18 protein-coding genes are annotated in these 19,971 nt (G+C 69.9%); 12 read left to right on the forward strand and 6 right to left on the reverse strand.

From position 1 onward, the window contains the following. From BWR60_RS15230 to BWR60_RS15255, 6 genes are all read left to right on the forward strand, one after another. Positions 1 to 766: polysaccharide deacetylase family protein (locus tag BWR60_RS15230; protein WP_343216405.1), on the forward strand; the 766-nt coding region annotated here is incomplete at its 5' end. Continuing rightward, complete coding sequence (locus BWR60_RS15235; RefSeq protein WP_088151876.1) at positions 763 to 1,314, forward strand: hypothetical protein; 552 nt, start codon at positions 763 to 765, stop codon at positions 1,312 to 1,314. The genes BWR60_RS15230 and BWR60_RS15235, both read left to right, overlap by 4 nt. A gap of 13 nt (positions 1,315 to 1,327) precedes the next feature. Further along, positions 1,328 to 3,214 carry an ABC transporter ATP-binding protein gene (locus BWR60_RS15240; RefSeq protein WP_088151877.1) on the forward strand — a complete coding sequence of 629 codons (1,887 nt, stop codon included), beginning with the start codon at positions 1,328 to 1,330 and terminating at the stop codon, positions 3,212 to 3,214. Further along, positions 3,211 to 5,124, forward strand: a complete 1,914-nt coding sequence (locus BWR60_RS15245; RefSeq protein WP_088151878.1) for an ABC transporter substrate-binding protein — start codon at positions 3,211 to 3,213, stop codon at positions 5,122 to 5,124. The genes BWR60_RS15240 and BWR60_RS15245 overlap by 4 nt, the downstream gene beginning before the upstream one ends. 148 nt (positions 5,125 to 5,272) lie before the next feature. Next, positions 5,273 to 6,271 carry an ABC transporter permease gene (locus BWR60_RS15250; RefSeq protein ID WP_088151879.1) on the forward strand — a complete coding sequence of 333 codons (999 nt, stop codon included), beginning with the start codon at positions 5,273 to 5,275 and terminating at the stop codon, positions 6,269 to 6,271. After that, positions 6,268 to 7,431 (forward strand): ABC transporter permease, encoded by a 1,164-nt coding sequence (locus BWR60_RS15255; protein ID WP_088151880.1) that lies wholly within the window; start codon positions 6,268 to 6,270, stop codon positions 7,429 to 7,431. The genes BWR60_RS15250 and BWR60_RS15255 overlap by 4 nt, the downstream gene beginning before the upstream one ends. Before the next feature lie 117 nt (positions 7,432 to 7,548). Here the strand turns inward: BWR60_RS15255 and BWR60_RS15260 are convergent, their stop codons facing one another. The 3 genes from BWR60_RS15260 to BWR60_RS15270 form a co-directional block, all read right to left on the reverse strand. Beyond that, positions 7,549 to 8,445 (reverse strand): class I SAM-dependent methyltransferase, encoded by an 897-nt coding sequence (locus BWR60_RS15260; RefSeq protein ID WP_088151881.1) that lies wholly within the window; start codon positions 8,443 to 8,445, stop codon positions 7,549 to 7,551. Then, positions 8,442 to 9,254 carry an MBL fold metallo-hydrolase gene (locus BWR60_RS15265; RefSeq protein WP_230983065.1) on the reverse strand — a complete coding sequence of 271 codons (813 nt, stop codon included), beginning with the start codon at positions 9,252 to 9,254 and terminating at the stop codon, positions 8,442 to 8,444. The genes BWR60_RS15260 and BWR60_RS15265 overlap by 4 nt, the downstream gene beginning before the upstream one ends. 204 nt (positions 9,255 to 9,458) lie before the next feature. Further along, entirely contained in the window at positions 9,459 to 10,205 is a 747-nt protein-coding gene (locus BWR60_RS15270; protein ID WP_088151882.1) for a response regulator transcription factor, read from the reverse strand. A gap of 54 nt (positions 10,206 to 10,259) precedes the next feature. On the opposite strand from BWR60_RS15270, the gene BWR60_RS15275 reads away from it, so the two are divergent. Beyond that, positions 10,260 to 10,763 (forward strand): L,D-transpeptidase family protein, encoded by a 504-nt coding sequence (locus BWR60_RS15275; protein ID WP_088151883.1) that lies wholly within the window; start codon positions 10,260 to 10,262, stop codon positions 10,761 to 10,763. Here the strand turns inward: BWR60_RS15275 and BWR60_RS15280 are convergent. Continuing rightward, the gene (locus BWR60_RS15280; RefSeq protein ID WP_218823511.1) at positions 10,750 to 11,436 is read right to left on the reverse strand and encodes a YggS family pyridoxal phosphate-dependent enzyme; all 687 of its coding nucleotides are present in this window, start codon (positions 11,434 to 11,436) and stop codon (positions 10,750 to 10,752) included. The two genes, BWR60_RS15275 and BWR60_RS15280, sit on opposite strands and share 14 nt — an antisense overlap. Positions 11,437 to 11,933: 497 nt before the next feature. Between BWR60_RS15280 and BWR60_RS15285 the strand changes: the two genes are divergently transcribed. From BWR60_RS15285 to holA, 5 genes are all read left to right on the forward strand, one after another. Next, complete coding sequence (locus BWR60_RS15285) at positions 11,934 to 13,112, forward strand: porin (RefSeq protein ID WP_088151885.1); 1,179 nt, start codon at positions 11,934 to 11,936, stop codon at positions 13,110 to 13,112. A gap of 77 nt (positions 13,113 to 13,189) precedes the next feature. Continuing rightward, the gene (locus BWR60_RS15290) at positions 13,190 to 13,729 is read left to right on the forward strand and encodes a DUF3576 domain-containing protein (protein ID WP_088151886.1); all 540 of its coding nucleotides are present in this window, start codon (positions 13,190 to 13,192) and stop codon (positions 13,727 to 13,729) included. Between the two features lie 175 nt (positions 13,730 to 13,904). After that, positions 13,905 to 16,496, forward strand: coding sequence for a leucine--tRNA ligase (leuS, locus tag BWR60_RS15295; RefSeq protein ID WP_088151887.1), 2,592 nt, complete (start codon positions 13,905 to 13,907; stop codon positions 16,494 to 16,496). After that, a complete protein-coding gene (gene lptE, locus BWR60_RS15300; protein WP_179221783.1) occupies positions 16,483 to 16,998 on the forward strand; it encodes an LPS assembly lipoprotein LptE in 516 nt (171 codons plus the stop codon). The genes leuS and lptE overlap by 14 nt, the downstream gene beginning before the upstream one ends. After that, complete coding sequence (holA, locus tag BWR60_RS15305) at positions 16,995 to 18,020, forward strand: DNA polymerase III subunit delta (protein WP_088151889.1); 1,026 nt, start codon at positions 16,995 to 16,997, stop codon at positions 18,018 to 18,020. The genes lptE and holA overlap by 4 nt, the downstream gene beginning before the upstream one ends. 225 nt (positions 18,021 to 18,245) lie before the next feature. Here holA and BWR60_RS15310 read toward each other — a convergent pair whose 3' ends face one another. Then, the gene (locus BWR60_RS15310) at positions 18,246 to 19,151 is read right to left on the reverse strand and encodes a ParB/RepB/Spo0J family partition protein (protein WP_088151890.1); all 906 of its coding nucleotides are present in this window, start codon (positions 19,149 to 19,151) and stop codon (positions 18,246 to 18,248) included. After that, positions 19,148 to 19,954, reverse strand: coding sequence for a ParA family protein (locus BWR60_RS15315; protein WP_088151891.1), 807 nt, complete (start codon positions 19,952 to 19,954; stop codon positions 19,148 to 19,150). Before BWR60_RS15315 ends, BWR60_RS15310 begins: the two co-directional genes overlap by 4 nt. Positions 19,955 to 19,971: the final 17 nt, after the last annotated feature.

Below are 19,971 nucleotides of genomic sequence, written 5' to 3' on the forward strand. Positions count from 1 at the left end.
CCCGCCCCTGCCCGATTCCTGGACCGAGCTGCGGGTCGAGCTGGACCGGTGGGCCGCGTCCGGCCGCCGCGCGACCTTCTGGTGGCGCGACGACGACGCGGTGGCGCCGACCCCGGCGCTGGACCGGCTGCTGGCCCTGGCCGCGCGCCATGGCCGCTGGGTCGCGCTGGCCGTCATCCCCGCCGGGGCCGAGCCGGCGCTGGCCGACCGGCTGGCCGGAACGACGGCCACGGTGATCCAGCACGGCTGGGCTCATCGCTCGCACGCGCCTGCCGGCGAGAAAAAGGCCGAGCTGGGCGACCATCGCCCGGCGGAGACCGTCCTGGCCGAGCTGACCGCCGGCCGCGAGCGGCTGCAGGCGCTGTTCGGCGGCCGCTTCCGCCCGGTGCTGGCGCCGCCCTGGAACCGCATCGGCCCTGGGGTGCGCGCCCGCCTGGGCGAGGCCGGCCTGGACGTCCTCTCCGGCTTCGGCGCGCGCGATGCCGGGCCCGGCCCGGCGCAGGTCAACACCCATGCCGACCCGATCGACTGGCGCGGCACCCGCGGCTTCGCCGGCGTCGACCACACGCTGGCGCCGGTCCTGCGCCACCTGGCCGATCGCCGCGCCGGCGCCGCCGATCCGGAGGAGCCGACCGGCCTCCTCACCCACCATTTGGCGCATGACGACGAAGGATGGATCTTTCTCGACGGCCTGCTTTCGACCCTGACCCGGCATCCGGCGACGGCCTGGCCGGAGGCCGATACCCTGTTCGGAGCCCGGCCATGACCGCCCACCGCTATGGCATGGCCGAGCTGGGGGGCGACTATGCCCGCGGCGCGGCCGGGCTGGCGCTGACCGCGCTGCCGCTGATCCTGCTGCCGATGCACTGGATCGTCGCCATCGCCTTCGGCGCCGCGGCCCTCGTGTTCCTGGCCTTCCTGCTGCGCACCTGGCTGCGGCACCGCAGCGTGATCGAGGTCGACGGCCAGGGCGTCGTTGCCCACGGGCCCCTCGGCGTCCGCATCGCCTGGCGAGACTTGACCGGCTTCCGGCTGCGCTATTTCTCGGTCCGGCGCGACCGCCAGCGCGGCTGGATGCAGCTGGACCTGCGCGGCGGCGGCCGGCGGCTGAAGATCGAATCGACCATCAGCGGCTTCGACGAGATCGTGTCGCAGGCGCATGACGCCGCGCTGGCCAAGGCCCTGACGATCGACGATTCGAGCCAGGCGAACCTGATGTCGCTGGGCGTCATCGCCCCCCAGGGCGGGCTGGCCGAGCGCTGGGGCGTGCGCCCTCCGGCCGATCGGCCCGCGTCCGACGGGCCCGAGGAATGAGGGGCCCGCCGCGGTGAGCGATATCCTCCGTCTGCACGATCTGCGCATCGGCTTCGCCGTGCCCGGCGGCACGCTGGAGGCGGTGCGCGGCGTGTCGCTGCGGGTGCCGGCCGGCAAGACCGTCGCCGTGGTCGGCGAGAGCGGCTCCGGCAAGTCGGTGCTGGCGCAGGCGGTGCTGGGCATCCTGCCCAGCAACGGCCGGGTCACGGGCGGCAGGATCCTGTTCAGCGACCCGGAGACGCCAGGGACGGTCGTCGACCTGGCCAAGCTGCCGCAGGAGAGCCCCGACTACCGCGACATCCGCGGCGGCCGGATCTCGATGATCTTCCAGGAGCCGATGACCTCGCTGTCGCCGTTGCACACGGTCGGCAACCAGATCGTCGAGGCGGTGCGGCTGCACCGGCCGGTGGGGCCGGCCGAGGCGCGCGACCTGGCGCGGGAGATGCTGCGCCTGGTCGGCTTCCCCAACCCGGCCCGGGCGCTGAAGACCTACCCGTTCGAGCTGTCGGGGGGCCTGCGCCAGCGCGCCATGATCGCGATGGCGCTGGTCTGCCGCCCCGCCTTGCTGATCGCCGACGAGCCGACCACCGCGCTCGACGTCACCATCCAGGCCCAGATCCTGAAGCTGATGCTGGACCTGCAGGCCGAGCTGCAGATGGCGATCATGATCATCACCCACGACCTCGGCATCGTCGCCAACATCGCCGACGAGGTGGTGGTGATGTATCGCGGCGAGGTGATGGAATCCGGCCCGATCGGGCCGATCTTCACCGATCCCGGCCATCCCTATCTGAAGGCGCTGCTGCGGGCCGTGCCGCGCTTCGACATGGGGCATGAGCGGCTGATGCCGATCCGCGAGATCCGGCAGGCCGACGGCCACATGATGGGCACCGGCAAGAAGGCCTGGACCGAGGCGGCGGAGGCGGCCGGCCCGCTGCTCAAGGTCGAAAGCGTCTCGAAGACCTTCGCCATCCGCAACAGCGGCCTGTTCGGCGGCGCGCAGGAGGAGCGGATCAAGGCGGTCGACGACGTCTCCTTCGCCATCCGCCGCGGCGAGTGCCTGGGGCTGGTCGGCGAATCCGGCTGCGGCAAGACCACCCTGTCGAAGATCCTGATGCGGGCGCTGAGCCCGGACGCCGGCAGCATCCGCTTCAACGACCACGGCAAGCCGGTCGATATCCTGGGGCTGGAAGGCGAGGACCTGAAGGCCTTCCGCCCGCGCATGCAGTTCATCTTCCAGGACCCGTTCAGCTCGCTGAACCCACGGATGACGGTGTTCGACATCCTGACCGAGCCGCTGACCATCCACGGCATCGGCAGCGCCGCCGAGCGCAAGGCCATCGCCAAGGAGCTGATGGGGCTGGTCGGCCTCGACATCCGCCACCTGCAGCGCTATCCGCACAGCTTCTCCGGCGGCCAGCGGCAGCGCATCGGCATCGCCCGCGCCCTGGCGCTGCGCCCCGACCTGATCATCTGCGACGAGCCGGTCTCGGCGCTCGACGTCTCGATCCAGGCGCAGATCCTGAACCTGCTGAAGGACCTGAAGGCGCGGCTGGGCCTGACCTACCTGTTCATCAGCCACAACCTGGCGGTGGTCGACTACATCGCCGACCGGATCATGGTGATGTGCCGCGGCCGGATCGTCGAGCTGGCGCCGCGCGCCCTGCTGTTCGCCCGGCCGGTGCATCCCTACACAAGGGCGCTGCTGGCCGCCGTGCCGGCGCCGGACCCGTCGCGCCGCCTGGATTTCGCGGCGCTGCTGGGCGGCCGCGCCTCCGACCCCGCGGCCTGGCCGGCGCCCTTCACCCTGGGCCCGGACACGCCCGGCCGGCTGGTCGAGGTCGACAAGGGCCATTTCGTCCGCGCCACCGAGGCGCCGGCGCTGGAGCTGGCATCATGATCCGCTGGCTCGGCCTGATCGCCCTGCTGCTGGCGGCCGCCCCGGCGCTGGCCACCCCCGTCCCGGCAGAGGGCCTGCCGCCCCTGGTCGAGACGCCGATGTATGCCCAGGACGTCGCCGCCGGCAAGCTGCCGCCGGTGGCGCAGCGCATCCCGCAGGCGCCCTGGGTCGTCGACATGGCGGCGGAGAAGAAGGAGCCGGGCAGGCAGGGCGGCGAGATCAGCTGGATGGTCGCGCGGGCCCGCGACCTGCGGGTGATGAACACCTACAGCTATGCCCGGCTGGTCGGCTACGGCACCGACTTCAAGCTGCATCCGGACATCCTGCTGTCCTACGAGGTGCAGGACGAGAAGGTGTTCACCCTGCATCTGCGACCGGGCCACAGATGGTCGGACGGCCAGCCCTTCACCAGCGACGATTTCCGCTTCTCCTGGGAGGATGTCGAGCTGAACAAGGAGCTGGAGCCCTACGGCCCCGACACGCGGATGCTGGTCGACGGCGAGAAGCCGAAGGTCGAGTACCCGGACGCGCTGACGGTGCGCTACTCCTGGTCCAAGCCGAACCCGGAGTTCCTGACCTCCCTGGCCGGGGCCGCGCCGCTCTACATCTACGCGCCGGCGCATTACCTGAAGCAGTTCCACAAGAAATACGCCGACCCGAAGGCGCTGGAGGCGCTGGTGCGGCAGGCCGGGATGCGCAACTGGGTGGCGCTCTACAACCTGCGCAGCAAGCTGATCGATTCGGCCAATCCCGACCTGCCGGTGCTGGAGCCCTGGGTCAACACCACCAGGGCGCCGGCCGACCGCTTCGTCTTCGTGCGCAACCCCTACTACCACCGCATCGACAGCCAGGGCCGGCAGCTGCCCTATCTCGACCGGGTAATCGTCAACGTCGTCGAGCCCTCGCTGATCCCGGCCAAGGCCGGCGCCGGCGACGCCGACCTGCAGCAGCGCGGGCTGCGCTTCGACAACATCAGCTTCCTCAAGGCCGGCCAGCAGGCGGGCGGCTACAAGGTCCGGCTGTGGCCGACCGCGCTCGGCTCGGAGGTGGCGCTGTACCCGAACATGAACTGCAACGACAAGGACTGGCGCGCCCTGAACCGCGACGTGCGGGTGCGCCGGGCCCTGTCGCTGGCGATCAACCGCGACGAGATCAACCAGGTGGTGTTCTTCGGCCTGGCCCGGCCGAGCCAGAACACGGTGCTGCCGGAATCGCCCTATTACGACCCGGCCGAGGCGGCGGAGTGGACGCAGTTCGACCTGGACAAGGCCAACGCCCTGCTGGACGAGGCCGGGCTGGGCAACCGCGACAGCGACGGCATCCGCCTGATGCCGAACGGCCGCCGCATGGAGATCGTGATCGAGAGCACCGGCGAGCGCACGCTGGAGACCGACATCCTGCAGCTGATCCGGGACAGCTGGGCCAAGATCGGCGTCGCGCTCTACACCACCCAGTCGCAGCGCGACGTGTTCCTGCAGCGCGTCTTCTCCGGCGAGACGGTGATGTCGGTGTGGACCGGCATCGACAACGCGCTGATCACCCCGACCACTGCGCCGGCGGAGTTGGCGCCGGTCGACCAGAACTGGCTGCAATATCCGAAATGGGGCCAGTACCTGCAGACCAAGGGCACCGCCGGCGAGAAAGCGGACGAGCCCTTCGCCCTGCAGCTGCTGGCGCTGTACGACGAATGGCGCAGCACCACCGACGACGACCGCCGCGACGCCATCACCCGCGAGATGATCAGGATCCAGTCCGACCAGGTCACCTCGATCGGCACCGTCCAGGGCGTGCTGGCCCCGATCGTGGTCAAGAACAGGCTGCACAACGTGCCGGAGAAGGCGATCCTGTCCTGGGATCCCGGCGCGCATTTCGGCATCTACCGGCCCGACACCTTCTGGGTGGACCCATGAGCGCCCGGCTCGGAATGACCGTGCCCCGCCGTCATTGCGAGGAGGCGAAGCCGACGAAGCAATCCAGGGGCCGGTGCGCACTGGCCCTGGATTGCTTCGCTGCGCTCGCAATGACGGGGTTGAGAACGACGACAAGGCGGGTCCGGCCATGCTGAGCTACATCGCCCGGCGCATCCTGGTGATGATCCCGACCCTGCTCGCGATCAGCTTCATCAGCTTCGCCATCATCCAGGCGCCGCCCGGCGACTACCTGACCACGATGGTCAACGAGCTGCGCAGCCGCGGCCAGTCGATGGACCCGAACCAGCTGCAGTTCATGCGCGAGACCTACGGGCTGGACCAGCCGTTCCTGCAGCAATACCTGTCCTGGCTGGGCAACTGCCTGCAAGGTGATTTCGGCTGGTCGTTCGAGTACAGCCTGCCGGTGACCGCGGTGGTCGGCGACCGCATGTTCCTGACCATCCTGCTGACCATCGCCACCACGATCTTCATCTGGGTGGTGTCGTTCCCGATCGGCATCTATTCAGCGACCCACCAGTACAGCATCGGCGATTACGGCCTGACCTTCCTCGGCTTCCTCGGCCTGGCGACGCCGAATTTCCTGCTGGCCCTGGTGCTGCTGTACCTGGCCAACCAGTGGTTCGGCATCTCCATCGGCGGGCTGATGGACCCGAAATTCATGGACCAGCCGATGAGCTGGGCCAAGTTCGTCTCGGTGCTCGAGCATCTCTGGGTGCCGGTGATCGTGATCGGCACCTCCGGCACCGCGGCGATGATCCGGCGGCTGCGCGCCAACCTGCTGGACGAGCTGCAGAAGCAGTACTACGTCACCGCCCTGGCCAAGGGCATGAAGCGGCGCCGGGCGCTGCTGAAATACCCGCTGCGCATGGCGCTGAACCCGTTCATCGCCGATATCGGCAACATCCTGCCGCACCTGATCTCCGGCGCCACCATCGTCTCGGTGGTGCTGAGCCTGCCGACCGCCGGCCCGCTGCTGCTGTCGGCGCTGCAGAGCCAGGACATGTATCTCGCCGGCTCCTTCGTGCTGTGGATGGCGGTGCTGACGGTGATCGGCACGCTGGTCTCGGACCTGGCGCTGGCCGCGCTCGACCCCCGCATCCGCCTGACCGGAGGGGCCGTGAAGTGAGCGACGTCCCCCGCGAGCCCCAGCACTACGTCAACCCGGCCGCCTGGGACCCGTATCTCGAGGCGCCGCTGACGGCGCAGCAGGAGCGGTACTTCCTGGCCTCGCAGTGGCGGATCATGTGGTGGAAACTGAAGCGCCACCGCCTGGCCGCGCTGTCCGGCCTGGTCCTGCTGCTGGCCTATCTCTCGATCCTGGTCAGCGAGGTGCTGGCGCCCTACGGGCTGGACAGCCGCCACACCGGCCACATCTACGCGCCGCCGCAGCAGGTGCGGTTCTTCCATGAGGGCAGCTTCGTCGGGCCCTATGTCTATGGCTACCAGTACTCGCTCGACATGGAGTCGATGCGGCGGGTCTACACCGAGGACCGGTCACAGCCGCAGAGGCTGCGCTTCTTCTGCCGTGGCGATTCCTACAAGTTCTGGGGCCTGTTCCAGGCCGATTTCCACGTCGTCTGCCCGCCCCAGGGCGGCACCTTCTTCCTGCTCGGCACCGACCGGCTGGGCCGCGACATGCTCAGCCGCATCCTCTACGGCGCCCGGATCTCGCTGACCGTCGGCCTGCTCGGCATCACCGTCAGCTTCATCCTGGGCATCACCATCGGCGGCCTCGCCGGCTATTACGGCGGCTGGGTCGACAATGTCGTCAACCGGCTGATCGAGGTGATCCAGAGCTTCCCGCAATTGCCGCTGTGGATGGCACTGTCGGCGTCGCTGCCGGTGACCTGGAGCCCGATCCTGGTGTTCCTGGGCATCACCATCATCCTCGGCCTGGTGGAATGGACCGGCCTGGCGCGGTCGGTGCGGTCGAAGCTCTTGGCCCTGCGCGAGGAGGATTTCTGCGTCGCCGCCCAGCTGATGGGTGCCCGGCCGCGGCGGATCATCTTCCGCCATCTGCTGCCGAGCTTCATGAGCCACCTGATCGCCTCGGCCACCCTGACCATCCCGGGGATGATCCTGGGCGAGACCGCGCTCAGCTTCCTCAATCTCGGCCTCAGGCCCCCGGTCACCAGCTGGGGCGTGCTGCTGAACGAGGCGCAGAACATCAACGTGGTGGCGCTCTACCCCTGGCTGCTGATCCCGGTGCTGCCGGTGATCATCGTGGTTCTGGCCTTCCAGTTCTTCGGCGACGGCCTGCGCGACGCCGCGGACCCTTATCGGTAGGCACGCCGCTCCTCGTCATTGCGAGGAGGCGAAGCCGACGAAGCAATCCAGGGGCCGGTTCGCACTGGCCCCTGGATTGCTTCGCTGCGCTCGCAATGACGGAAGAAAGGGAAGTGCCTACAGATACGCCAGCGGCTGGGACGCCTTCTCCAGCCACAGGCTGGTCTCGGGCGTGCCGTCGCGCAGCGGCAGCTGGCCGATCACGGTGCGCGACACCGCCTCGGCCATCCGCGTCGCCGCGTAGTGGCTGGCGAAGACCGGCTTGAAGCCGCCGGCGGTCAGGAGCGGCGCCACCACCTGCTGCTCGTTGTAGCCGCGCCAGCCCCATTCCGCGGGATAGGGGTCGGGCAGGCAGATGTCGTGGATGTGCACCAGCACGCCCGGCGGCAGGCAGGGCAGCACCTGGTTCACCAGGAAGTCCACATCCGTGCCGGGCATGGCGATGTGGCTCGAATCGATGAACAGGATGTCGCCTTCGGCCAGGTCGCGATACGGTTCGGTCCCCGCCTCTTGAACCGTTTGCTCAAGGTGCGTGATGCCGAGCTCGGAGATCGCCGCCCGCGGCGCCGGGTCGATGGCGGTGAACTCCAGCGCCAGGTCGCCGTCGACCGCCGCGCGGATCATGAAGCGGGTGGAATGGCCGGAGCCGACCTCGACGATCCGCGCCGGCTGGCGCGCCCGCACCATGGCGTAGGCCGCGGCGGCGTCGAGCCGAGCGAACCAGCCCTGGTCCCAGCGCGGCTGCGGCGGCGGCGAGTCGCGCTCGGTCGCGCCGATCGCCAGCAGGCCGTCGCGATAGCCTTCGATGACGTCGAGCACGGCCTGGAACACCGGCTCGGAGGCGCGGAACAACGCCTCGTGCCCGGCATAGGGCGCCAGCTCGTCCGGCACCTCGTCGGCATAGCTGCAGGGGATGAAGAAGCCCTTCGGCTGGCGGCCGAACAGGGTGGCGAGGCCCAGGCGCCAGCGTCGCAGGCGGCGGCCGAGATCGGGGGGAGTGCTGTGGGAACTCAAGGGTGCAACGTCATGCCTTCGTGCGCGACCAGCGTCCCGGGACGCCGGCGGTCCGCGGCATCCGCGATCCGGTCCAGGAACGCGTCATCGTGATTGGGATCGTGGTGGAACAGCACGACCCGGCCGACATCAGCCGCATCCGCGAGCTTGAGTGCCTCCTGCCAGGTCGAGTGGCCCCAGCCGACAAATCTCGGATACTCCTCATCCGTGAACATGGCGTCATACACCATGATGTCGGCGCCGCGAACGAAATCGGCGATGACCTGGTCCACCCCCTCCGGCCGGTGCTCGGTGTCGGTGATGATGCAGATGCTCTTGCCCCCGACATCGATGCGGTAGCCGCAGGCGAGGTTCGGGTGGTTGAGCCAGCAGGTGTTGAGCTTGATGCCCGGGAAGGGCTCCATCGGGGTGCCGCAGTCGAAATCGTGATACTCGCAGTCCTGGAAGACGCCGATCGGCACCGGGAACAGCGGCGCCATCATCGTCTCGCACAACACCGTGTAGATCGATTTGTTCTGCGGTTTCAGGTGGCCGGCCCAGAAACGCACCTTGCGGCCCTTGGCGTAGGCCGGCTTGAAGAACGGCACGCCGCAGACATGGTCCCAATGGGTGTGGGTGAAGAACACGTCCACATCGGGCCGCCCCTCCTCCATCAGCCGGTGGCCGAGGTCGCGCAGCCCCGTGCCGCCGTCGATGATGATGAGGTCGTCTCCGCGCCGGATCTCGATGCAGCTGGTGTTGCCGCCGTAGCGCATGTTGCAGGAGGCCGGGCAGGCGATGCTGCCGCGAACACCCCAGAACCGGAGCATAAGGTCGCTCGTCTTCGCCATCGGCGCGTCAGTCTGACTCTCGGCGCGCGGGAAACCATCCGTCACGTCCGAGGACGCCGGCGGAGGTGACTGTCGCGCACCGAGTCGCATGAGTCGAGAAAAAAGGTTTTTTCGACATATTGATGGTGAACCACGGCCAGCGCCCCGCGTCTGTGTCATCCATCACAGGAAGCACCGCCGAAGTCATCGTCCTTTCTCCTGGCCCGGCGCCTGCCCGCCCAGGGCATAGCCGCCGGGGACGGTCAGCAGCAGCGCCGGCCGCGCGGGGTCGGCCTCGATCTTGCGCCGCAGACGATAGATATGGGTCTCCACCGTGTGGGTCGCGACTCCCGAGGCGTAGCCCCAGACGGCGTCGAGCAGGGCATCGCGGGACACGGTCTCGCCGTCCTGCCGGCGCAGATGGCGCAGGATCGCGGCCTCCTTGGCGGTCAGCCGGATCTCCCGCCCGTCGGCGGCATGGATCAGGCGGAGGCCGGTGGGGTCGAAGCGGAAGGGGCCGAGATCGGGCTCCGGCCGGGCCTGGCCGCGCCGTGCCAGGGCGGCGCGCAGGCTGGTGAGCAGCACGCCGATCCGGATCGGCGGCCGCAGCGTGGCATCGGCATCGGCGAAGCGCTCGGCCCGGTCGCCGATCGCCAGGATCGGCCCGTCCAGGCCCGACCCGCGCAGCCGGCCGCACAGCGTCTCGGGCGCCGGCCCCTCGCCTGCCTCGTCCAGGATGGCCTCGTCCAGGATCGCATCGTCGATGATCGCCGCCGCGAAGTCGCCGCCGGCGGCCGCGACCGCCGCCTCCGCCGCAGCCGCCCCGGACACCGTGATGGCGGCGAAATCCGCCGACGCCGCGAACTGCTCGCCCAGCAGGGCGCGCAGCGCGCTGTTGCCGCAGGCGAGAAGAAGCCGTTTCCTGGCGTCGGTGTCGGGTGCGATGGCCATGGACGGGCAATCTAGCACGGCCGCCGGAGAAGGCGACCGAGAGGAGGCGAAGCGGTGGAGATTGTGGTCTCGCCCGAGGGCTGGATCGACTGGGGCGCCGGGCGGCGGCGCTGCGCCCTGGGCAAGGGCGGCGTGCGGCCGGACAAGCGCGAGGGCGACGGGGCGACGCCGGCCGGACGGTTCCCGCTGCGCCGGGCCCTGTACCGGCCCGACCACGGCCCGGCCCCGGCGACCGCCCTGCCCTGCGCGGCGATCGCGCCCGAGGATGGCTGGGGCGACGATCCCGCCGACCCGGCGGCCTACAACCGCCCGGTCCGCCTGCCCCACCCCGCGCGGCACGAGCGGATGTGGCGGGACGACGCCCTGTACGACCTGGTGATCGTGATCGGCCACAATGACGACCCGCCGGTGCCCGGCCTCGGCAGCGCCGTCTTCGTCCATCTGGCGCGGCCGGACTGGGGCCCGACCGAAGGCTGCGTCGCCCTCACCCGAGCCGACATGCTGGAGCTGCTGGCCGCCGCCGCGCCCGGCGACGCGCTGGTGGTCATGCAACCGTAGGCTGGGGAGCCACCCGCGTGCCGAACAGCGCGGTGCCGACCCGGACATGGGTGGCGCCGTAGCGCACCGCGGTCTCGAAATCGTCGCTCATGCCCATGCTGAGCACCGGCAGGCCGAGCCGGCCGGCCAGGTCGGCCAGCAGCGCGAAATGCAGCGCCGGCGGCTCCTCCACCGGCGGGATGCACATCAGGCCGCGGACCGGCAGGCCGCATTCCTCGGCGCAGAGCCGGTAGAGGGCCTCGGTCTCGCGCGGCGTCACGCCGGCCTTCTGCGGCTCCTCCCCGGTGTTGACCTGGATCAGGCAGTCGGGCCGCCGCCCCGTCGCCGCCATCGCCTCCGCCAGGCTGCGCGCCAGCTTCGGGCGGTCCACCGTCTCGATCACGTCGAACAGCCGCACCGCGTCCTTCGCCTTGTTGGTCTGCAGCGGCCCGATCAGCCGCAGCTGCAGCTCCGGCCAGGCCGCGCGGCGCTCGCCCCAGCGGCCCTGCGCCTCCTGCACCCGGTTCTCGCCGAACACCCGCTGGCCGGCGGCCAGCGCGGCCTCAACCCGCTCCTCCGGCTGGACCTTGGAGACGGCGACGAGCGTGACCGCGGCGGGGTCGCGGCCGGCGTCGCGGGCGGCGGCGGCGATCCGCGAGCGGAGCGAGGCGATGGATTCGGCGAGTGTCGTCATGGCGCCAGAATCCGGCATGACGATGCCGGTTTCAATGCCCGCGGGAGAGCCGCCGGCCGCCGCCTTGGATGGCCGGTCCGGTCCGCCGCCGGGCCGGATCGAAAAGACCCGGGGGGTGTGATGGCCGTCATAGTGCGACAATCCGGCACGCCGATGCGGGATTGCAACGCCCGCTTGCGCCGTTCTGCCGCAGCGCAGCATGGCGGGCGGCCGAGGCGCCGCCCCGGCGCCGGACGTCTGCCCCCCTGATTTGCCCAGCTTTCGGCGGCACCGCCGGCCCCGCCCTGGGACCCCGCCCTGCGCCCCTCGGCCGCCTGTTGCAATTGCGGCACATGTCCGAGCTTTTGTGACTTCTGTGCAACTTGCACATTGTCGGGCGGCATGGCTGCCCCGTATAACCTGCAGATCGGCGCCATTCGCACCCTGGCTGGTGGTGTCGTCTTCGAGGGGACTTCTAGGGGACATCCGGCCGCTCGGCCGCGTTAGGAGGTTTAGGAATGAAGAAGATTCTGCTGGGTGGGACGGCGCTGGCCGCCGCCGCTCTGGTGGCGATGCCGGCGTTCGCGGATGAGAAGCCGGTGACGTCCGGTCTGAGCATCAACATCACGGGCTTTGTCGCCTGGGAAGCCGGCCTGGTGATCGGCTCGACCGATGACGAGCGCGACCGCGAGTATGATTTCAACTCGAACGGCCGTCTGCAGTTCGACATCAAGAACGTGACCGACAGCGGCCTGGAATACGGCGCCCGCATCCGTATGAACAACGTCAACCGTCGCGACAACGTCACGGTCGACCGCCAGTACATCTATGTGAAGACTCCCGAATTCGGCATCCTGACTCTCGGCGACTCGCCGCAGGTGGCCGGTGACTTCGGCTATTTCTTCGCGCCCGACGACATGCTGAACGCCCAGGGCGGCTACGGCGACAACCTGGACGGCAACTACCGCTACGGCGGTGGTGACTTCTTCTCGCTCGACCCGACCTACCATTCGGGCCTGGATAAGAGCACCAGCATCAAGTACTCCTCGCCGAGCATCGGCGGCTTCATCTTCGCGGTCGGCTTCACCCCGGTGATCTCCGACGTCAAGAGCCGCAGCAACGGCCCGACCGGCCGGGACGACCTGTTCAACGGCGGCCAGGTCTTCGAGAACGCCATCAGCGGCGGCATCGGCTATGAGGGCGAGTTCGACGGCACCAGCGTCAAGGTCCGCGGTACCGCCAGCTACGCCAACGGCATCGATGGCCACTACGACCTCGAGACCTACAGCGCCGGCGGCCAGGTCGGCTTCGGCGGCATCGTCGCCAGCCTTGTCTGGGTCGGCACGCCGAGCGGCTTCGGCGTCGGCCAGACCGACAAGAACTTCGACACCATCGGCCTTGGCCTCGGCTACAGCCTGGGCAATGGCGTAAACCTCGGCCTCGGCTACGCCTACACCTGGGCCGCCAAGAACAACGACCTGTCCGGCACGGGCGGCGACAGCCGCTTCGACCTGAAGGACAATCATGTCGCGGTCGCGACCGTGAACTACACCGTGGCGCCGGGTCTGAACACCTACGCCGAAGTGGTTTACGAGATTCAGAACTTCCGCAAGCAGGAAGTCGGCGGCTTCGTCCAGCAGGACGACAATTCCTGGGAGCAGGCCGTCTTCCAGACGGGCGTCTCGGTCTCGTTCTGATCGAACCGACAAAAAGCTAGCCTTTGAAGGGGGAGCGGCTATGATGCCGCTCCCCTTTTCCTTTATGGCTGCGCCGAATGTCGCTGAGATCGCTGCTCGCCCTGCTGACGGTCGTCTTCACCGTAGCCGCCTGCTCCGACGACGGCGTCAAGGTCACCCCGACCCCCGAGCTGGGTCCCTCGCGCGAGCGCACCCCGGGGCAGAACCAGAGCATCTTCGGCCCGGGCGGCCTCAGCTTCGGTGCCGGCTCCGAGCAGAAGAAGGACCTCGGCGAGGGCGCGGTCCTCGGCGTCAACGCCTATCTGTGGCGCGCCAGCCTGGACACCGTGTCCTTCATGCCGATCACCAGCGCCGACCCGTTCGGCGGCACCATCGTCACCGACTGGTACACCGACCCGCGGGAGCCGACGGCCCGCTACAAGCTGAACGTCTACATCCTGGGCCGCGAGCTGCGCTCCGACGGCATCAAGGTCAGCGTGTTCCGCCAGGTGCAGGGCCGGGGCGGGTGGTCCGATTCCCCGCCGCCGGCCACCATGGGCACCGCGCTCGAGGACACCATCCTGACCAAGGCGCGGCAGCTGCGCATCACCGGGCTGGAGCAGTCGACCGCCCAGTGATCCGGGCCCTGCCGGCCAGGTCCGCTGTCATCCGGGCGCCGCGGGATTGATCCCCGGCGCCCTTTCCTTGTAAATGCCTGGGACGGCTTCGCCCCGGGGCGACGCCGCAGAGATTCGTGTTTGCAGGGCGCCCCCTCCGGGACGTCCGGCCAGGCTTTCCGCACAGAGCATCGAGATGTCCCGCTACAACCACCGAGAGACCGAAGCCCATTGGCAGGACGTGTGGCGGGAGCGCGGCACCTTCCGGCTCGAGACGCTGGGCGACCGGCCGAAATACTACGTGCTGGAGATGTTCCCCTACCCGTCGGGGCGCATCCATATGGGCCATGTCCGCAACTACACGCTGGGCGATGTGGTGGCGCGGCACCGCCGGGCCATGGGCTTCGACGTGCTGCACCCGATGGGCTGGGACGCCTTCGGCCTGCCGGCGGAGAACGCCGCGATCGAGCGCGGCGCCCATCCGGCGGCCTGGACCTATGAGAACATCGCGGCGATGCGCGGCCAGCTGCAGTCCATGGGGCTGTCGCTGGACTGGAGCCGCGAGATCGCGACCTGCCATCCGGACTACTACCGGCACGAGCAGAAGATGTTCCTGGACTTCCTGGCGGCCGGCCTGGCCTACCGCAAGGAATCCTGGGTCAACTGGGACCCGGTCGAGAACACCGTCCTGGCCAATGAGCAGGTGATCGACGGCCGCGGCTGGCGCTCCGGCGCGCCGGTCGAGCGGCGCCGCCTGAACCAGTGGTTCCTGCGCATCACCGAATATGCCGACGACCTGCTGGCGGCGCTGCCGACGCTGGAGCGCTGGCCCGAGCGCGTGCGGCTGATGCAGGAGAACTGGATCGGCCGGTCGGTCGGCGCCCGCGTCACCTTTGCGCTACAGGGGCGTGAGGACGGGCTGGAGATCTTCACCACCCGGCCGGACACGCTGTTCGGCGCCAGCTTCTGCGCCGTCTCGCCCGACCACCCGCTGGCCGACGAGATCGGCCGCGCCAGCCCGGCGGTGGCCGAGTTCGTCGCCGAATGCCGCCGCAGCGGCACCAGCGAGGCCGCGATCGAGACGCAGGAGAAGCGCGGCATCGACACCGGGCTGCGCGCCGTGCACCCGCTGGACCCGAACCGCACCGTCCCGGTCTATGTCGCCAATTTCGTGCTGATGGAATACGGCACCGGCGCCATCTTCGGCTGCCCGGCGCATGACCAGCGCGATTTCGACTTCGCCCGCGCCTACGGCCTGCCGATCATCCCGGTGCTGTGGCCGGCCGGCGAGGCCCGGCCGGACGGCACCGCCATGGCCGAGGCGATGGTCAATGCCGACGGCGCCTTCGCCTACGATATCGGCCCGCTGACGCCGGCCAGCCCCGTGTCTGTCGCCGAGGCCAAGGACATCGCCATCGCCGCCCTGCAGCAAGGCGGGGCCGGGGAGGGGACGGTGCGCTACCGGCTGCGCGACTGGGGCGTCTCGCGCCAGCGCTACTGGGGCTGCCCGATCCCGATCATCCATTGCGAGGCCTGCGGCATCGTCCCGGTGCCGGAGGACCAGCTGCCGGTGACCCTGCCGGAGGATGTGACCTTCGACCAGCCGGGCAACCCGCTGGACCGGCACCCGACCTGGAAGCACGTCGCCTGCCCGACCTGCGGCGGCGCGGCCCGGCGCGAGACCGACACCTTCGACACCTTCTTCGAATCCTCCTGGTACTTCGCGCGCTTCTGCTCGCCGCGCAGCGCCCAGGCCTTCGACCGCGCCGCGGTCGACCGCTGGCTGCCGGTGGACCAGTATGTCGGCGGCATCGAGCATGCGGTGCTGCACCTGCTGTACTCCCGCTTCTTCGTCCGCGCCCTGAAGCGCTGCGGCTATCTGGGGATCGACGAGCCCTTCGCCGGGCTGTTCACCCAGGGGATGGTCACGCACCAGACCTATCGCGACGCCCACGGCGCCTGGCTGTACCCGACCGAGGTCAACCGCGACGACCAGGGCGCCTGGACCAGGCTGTCCGACGGCGCGGCGATCACCGCCGGCCGCATCGAGAAGATGTCGAAGTCCAAGCGCAACACGGTCGACCCGCAGGCGATCATCGACACCTATGGTGCCGATGCCGCACGGCTGTTCGTCCTGTCCGACAGCCCGCCGGACCGCGACATGGAGTGGACCGAGGCCGGCATCGAGGGCGCCTGGCGCTATCTGCAGCAGCTGTGGCGCCTGGTCACCGAGGCCCCGGTGGCGCTGCCCGCGGCCGGATCGCCGCCGCCGAACGGCTTCAGCCCCGCGGCCGAGGGGCTGCGCCGGGCGCTGCACAAGACCATCGCCGGCGTCGGCGACGACCTGGAGACGTTCCACTTCAACAAGGCCGTGGCCCGCATCCGCGAGCTGACCAACCTGGTCGCGAAGATCGCCGGAGAGTCTGGGGGCACGGGGCAGGGCGAGGCCTGGGCCCTGCGCGAGGCCTTCGACGGCGTGGTCCGGCTGATCGGCCCGATGGTGCCGCATATCGGCGAGGCGCTGTGGCAGCATCTGGGCCATGACGGCCTGCTGGCCGACGCGCCCTGGCCGGAGGCCGACCCGGCGCTGCTGGTCGAGGACACCGCCAAGGTCGCGGTCCAGGTCAACGGCAAGCTGCGCGCCACCATCGTGCTGCCGCGCGACGTCGACGAGGCGACCGCGCGCGAGGCCGCGCTGGCAGACGCCAATGTCGCCCGCGCGCTGGAGGGCCGCACCGTGCGCAAGGTCATCGTCGTCCCGAACAGGATCGTCAATGTCGTGGGTTAAGACCTGGGGTCTCCGCGCAGCGCCGCTGCTGCTGATCCTCGCGCTCGGGGCCTGCGGGCTGCGGCCGCTCTACGGCACCAACTCCGTCGGCACGGCCATGTCCGACCGGCTGGGGCAGATCAATGTCGGCGTCATCGCCGACCGGTCGGGCCAGATCATGCGCACCGAGCTGATCCGCATGCTCAACCCGCAGGGCCGGCCGGACCAGCCGGCCTATGACCTGACCGTGTCGCTCGCCGAATCGCAGCAGGACGTCAACCTGATCAGCGACCTGACGACGACCCGCAAGAACCTGACGATGGCGGCCAGCTTCGTGCTCACCGACCGCAAGACCGGCCAGCCGGTCTTCTCCGATTCGGCCAGCGAGATCACCAGCTTCAACATCCTGGCCGACCAGTACACGACCCTGGTCGGCGAGCGCGACGCCCGCGAGCGGGCGCTGAAGTCGCTGAGCGAGGACATCCGCACCCGCCTCGCGCTCTATTTCGACCGGCATCCGTGAAGCTGCCGCCGAACCGGATCGACAGCTTCGTCCGGCGGCCCGATCCCGGCATCCGCGCGGTGCTGCTGTACGGCCCGGATTCCGGTGCCGTGCGCGACCATGCCGACGCGCTGGCCCGCGGCGTGATCGACCCGCCGACCGACCCTTTCCGGGTCGCCGAGCTGGCCTCGGCCGAGATCGGCCGCGACCCGTCCCGGCTGGTCGACGAGGTCTTCGCCCTGTCGCTGATCGGCGGCCGCCGCCTGGTGCGGGTGCGGGATGCGACCGATGCGGTGGCGGGGGCGCTGGAGGCCGTGCTGAAGGGCGGCGAGACCGACACGCTGGTGGTGCTGGAGGCGGACGAGCTGACGCCGCGCTCGGCCCTGCGCAAGCTCGCCGAAGCCGCGGACGGTGCCGCCGCCATCGCCTGCTACATGCCGGATGAGGAGGCGATCGGCCGCTTCATCCATCGCCTGCTGGGAGAGGCTAAGGTCTCGGCCGATGGCGAGGCCGAGCAGCTGCTGGCGGCGTCGCTGGTGGGCGACCGCCAGATCGCCCGGCGCGAGGTCGAGAAGCTGATTTCCTATGTGGGGGAGGGGGGCCGCGTCGACCTCGAGGCCGTGCGCGCCTGCATCGGCGACGCCACCGAACGCTCGCTGGACGACCTGGCCATGGCGGTGGCCGACGGCGACCTGCCGACCCTCGACCGGGCGCTGAACCGGCTGCTGTCGGAGGGCGGCGAGGCAATTGGCATCCTGCGCGCGGTGCAGCGCCATTTCCTGCGGCTGCACCAGCTGGCGGTGATGATCGACGGCGGCGACGCGCCGGACGCGGCCATGGCGGCGCTGCGCCCGCCGGTGTTCTTCAAGGCCAAGGGGGCGATCCGCGGCCAGGTGCGCCGCTGGAACCAGGGCCAGATCGGCGAGGCGCTGCGCCGCCTGATCGAGGCCGAGGCCGAATGCAAGCGCACCGGCCGCCCGCCGGAGACCGTCTGCGCCGCCACCCTGCTGCGCATCGCGCGGGCCGTGGCGCGGAAAAACTGAACGATTTCAGTAGTTTAGGTTGGGTTCGCCGTTTGGCGAGCCCAACATTTCGATGCCTCGAAAGAACGTTGGCTTCGCGATGCGAACCCAACCTGCTCATTACACTTCAACCGTCATTGCGAGCGCAGCGAAGCAATCCAGGGGCCAATGCGGACCGGCCCCTGGATTGCTTCGTCGCTTCGCTCCTCGCAATGACGCGGAAGGGGGCGGCGACCCTGCAGCGCCCTACCACTTCTCCTTCGTGCCGCGCAGGCGCATCAGCAGGGCGCTGAACTGGTCGAGATTGCTGTACTGGATGTGGATCGTGCCGCTGGTGTTGTCGCGGGTGTCGATCTTCACCTTGAAGCCCAGCCGGGTCTCGATGTCCTGCTCCATCGCCACGATGTTCGGGTCGCGCGCCGACGGGCGGGACGGGGCGGGGGTCTCGCGCACCTCGCGGGCCAGCTGCTCGGTCTGGCGGACGTTCAGACCGCGGGATATCACGATCCTCGCCGCCGCCTCCGGGTCCGGGCAGCCCAGCAGGGCGCGAGCGTGGCCGGCCGTCAGCAGGCCCTCCTGCAGCTGGGCCAGCACCGTGTCCGGCAGGTCGAGCAGGCGCAGCGTGTTGGCGATGTGGCTGCGGCTCTTGCCCACCGCCTGGGCCACATCCTCCTGGGTCAGCGAGAACTCGGCCAAAAGGCGCTGATAGCCCTCGGCCTCCTCCAGCGCCGTCAAGTCCTGGCGCTGCACGTTCTCGATGATCGCGATCTGCAGCGCGTCGCGGTCCGACATCGGCCGGACCACCACCGGCACCTCGTGCAGCTTGGCCTTCTGCGCCGCCCGCCAGCGCCGCTCGCCGGCGATGATGTGGTAGCGGTCGGCCTTGCCCTCGACCGGCCGCACCAGGATCGGCTGCAGCACGCCCTGGGTGCGGATCGACTCGACCAGCCGGTCCATTTCGCCCTCGTCGAACTTCCGCCGCGGCTGGAACGGGCCGGGGCTCAGGAACTCGATCGGCAGGCTGCGCGGCGCCCGCGGCTCGCCGCCTTCGCTGGCGGCGGCGATGTCGGCCTCCTCGGCCTCGCCGAACAGGGCGTCGAGGCCGCGGCCCAGGCTGGGGCGGCGGCGATGGCTGCTCTCGGCCGCGCTCATGCGGCGCTCCTCTGCTCTTCGCGCTTCAGCATCTCGGAGGCGAGATGGACATAGGCCTGGGCGCCGGTGGAGGCGAGGTCGTAGACCAGGACCGGCTTGCCATGCGACGGCGCCTCGGAGACGCGGACATTCCGCGGGATCACCGTCTCATACACCTTGGCCCCGAGATGCTGCCGCACATCGCTCGCCACCATGTCGGAGAGGTTGTTGCGCCGGTCATACATGGTCAGCACGATCCCCTGCATCTCGAGCGCCGGGTTGAAGGCCTTGCGGACGCGCTCGATCGTCCGCATCAGGTGGCTGAGGCCCTCCAGCGCATAGAACTCGCATTGCAGCGGCACCAGCACGGCATCGGCCGCGGTCAGCGCGTTGAGGGTGAGGAGGCCGAGCGAGGGCGGGCAGTCGATCAGGATGTAGTCATAGCCGTCGGCATGGGGCCGCAACGCGCTGCGCAACCGGTATTCGCGCCGCACCGCCTCGACCAGCTGCACCTCGGCACCGGCCAGGTCGACCGAGGCGGGGATCAGGTCCAGCCCCGGCACCTCGGTGGCGACCGCCGATTCGGCGACGTTGGTGGTGCCGAACAGCAGGTCGTAGGAGCCGACGCCGCGCTTGGCCCGCGGCAGGCCGAAGCCGGTCGAGGCGTTGCCCTGCGGGTCGAGGTCGATCACCAGCACGCGCTTGCGCACGGCGGCCAGCGCCGTGGCGAGGTTGATCGCCGTGGTGGTCTTGCCGACGCCGCCCTTCTGGTTGGCGATGGCGATGGTGCGGGTGAGCCGCGGCGTGTCGTCCGCCGGGCTCATGGTGGTCAGCTGGGTAT

The organism is Inquilinus limosus (assembly GCF_002195995.1).
Classification (GTDB): Bacteria; Pseudomonadota; Alphaproteobacteria; order DSM-16000; family Inquilinaceae; genus Inquilinus; species Inquilinus limosus_C.

Excerpts from the sequence above, each read along its gene's own strand:
- BWR60_RS15285 (WP_088151885.1), top strand. The coding sequence starts at position 11,934 with ATGAAGAAGATTCTGCTGGGTGGGACGGCGCTGGCCGCCGCCGCTCTG.
- BWR60_RS15290 (WP_088151886.1), top strand. The coding sequence starts at position 13,190 with ATGTCGCTGAGATCGCTGCTCGCCCTGCTGACGGTCGTCTTCACCGTA.
- BWR60_RS15265 (WP_230983065.1), bottom strand. The coding sequence starts at position 9,254 with ATGCTCCGGTTCTGGGGTGTTCGCGGCAGCATCGCCTGCCCGGCCTCC.
- BWR60_RS15310 (WP_088151890.1), bottom strand. The coding sequence starts at position 19,151 with ATGAGCGCGGCCGAGAGCAGCCATCGCCGCCGCCCCAGCCTGGGCCGC.
- BWR60_RS15250 (WP_088151879.1), top strand. The coding sequence starts at position 5,273 with ATGCTGAGCTACATCGCCCGGCGCATCCTGGTGATGATCCCGACCCTG.
- lptE (WP_179221783.1), top strand. The coding sequence starts at position 16,483 with ATGTCGTGGGTTAAGACCTGGGGTCTCCGCGCAGCGCCGCTGCTGCTG.
- BWR60_RS15245 (WP_088151878.1), top strand. The coding sequence starts at position 3,211 with ATGATCCGCTGGCTCGGCCTGATCGCCCTGCTGCTGGCGGCCGCCCCG.
- BWR60_RS15235 (WP_088151876.1), top strand. The coding sequence starts at position 763 with ATGACCGCCCACCGCTATGGCATGGCCGAGCTGGGGGGCGACTATGCC.
- BWR60_RS15315 (WP_088151891.1), bottom strand. The coding sequence starts at position 19,954 with ATGAGCCCGGCGGACGACACGCCGCGGCTCACCCGCACCATCGCCATC.
- BWR60_RS15270 (WP_088151882.1), bottom strand. The coding sequence starts at position 10,205 with ATGGCCATCGCACCCGACACCGACGCCAGGAAACGGCTTCTTCTCGCC.
- BWR60_RS15280 (WP_218823511.1), bottom strand. The coding sequence starts at position 11,436 with ATGACGACACTCGCCGAATCCATCGCCTCGCTCCGCTCGCGGATCGCC.
- leuS (WP_088151887.1), top strand. The coding sequence starts at position 13,905 with ATGTCCCGCTACAACCACCGAGAGACCGAAGCCCATTGGCAGGACGTG.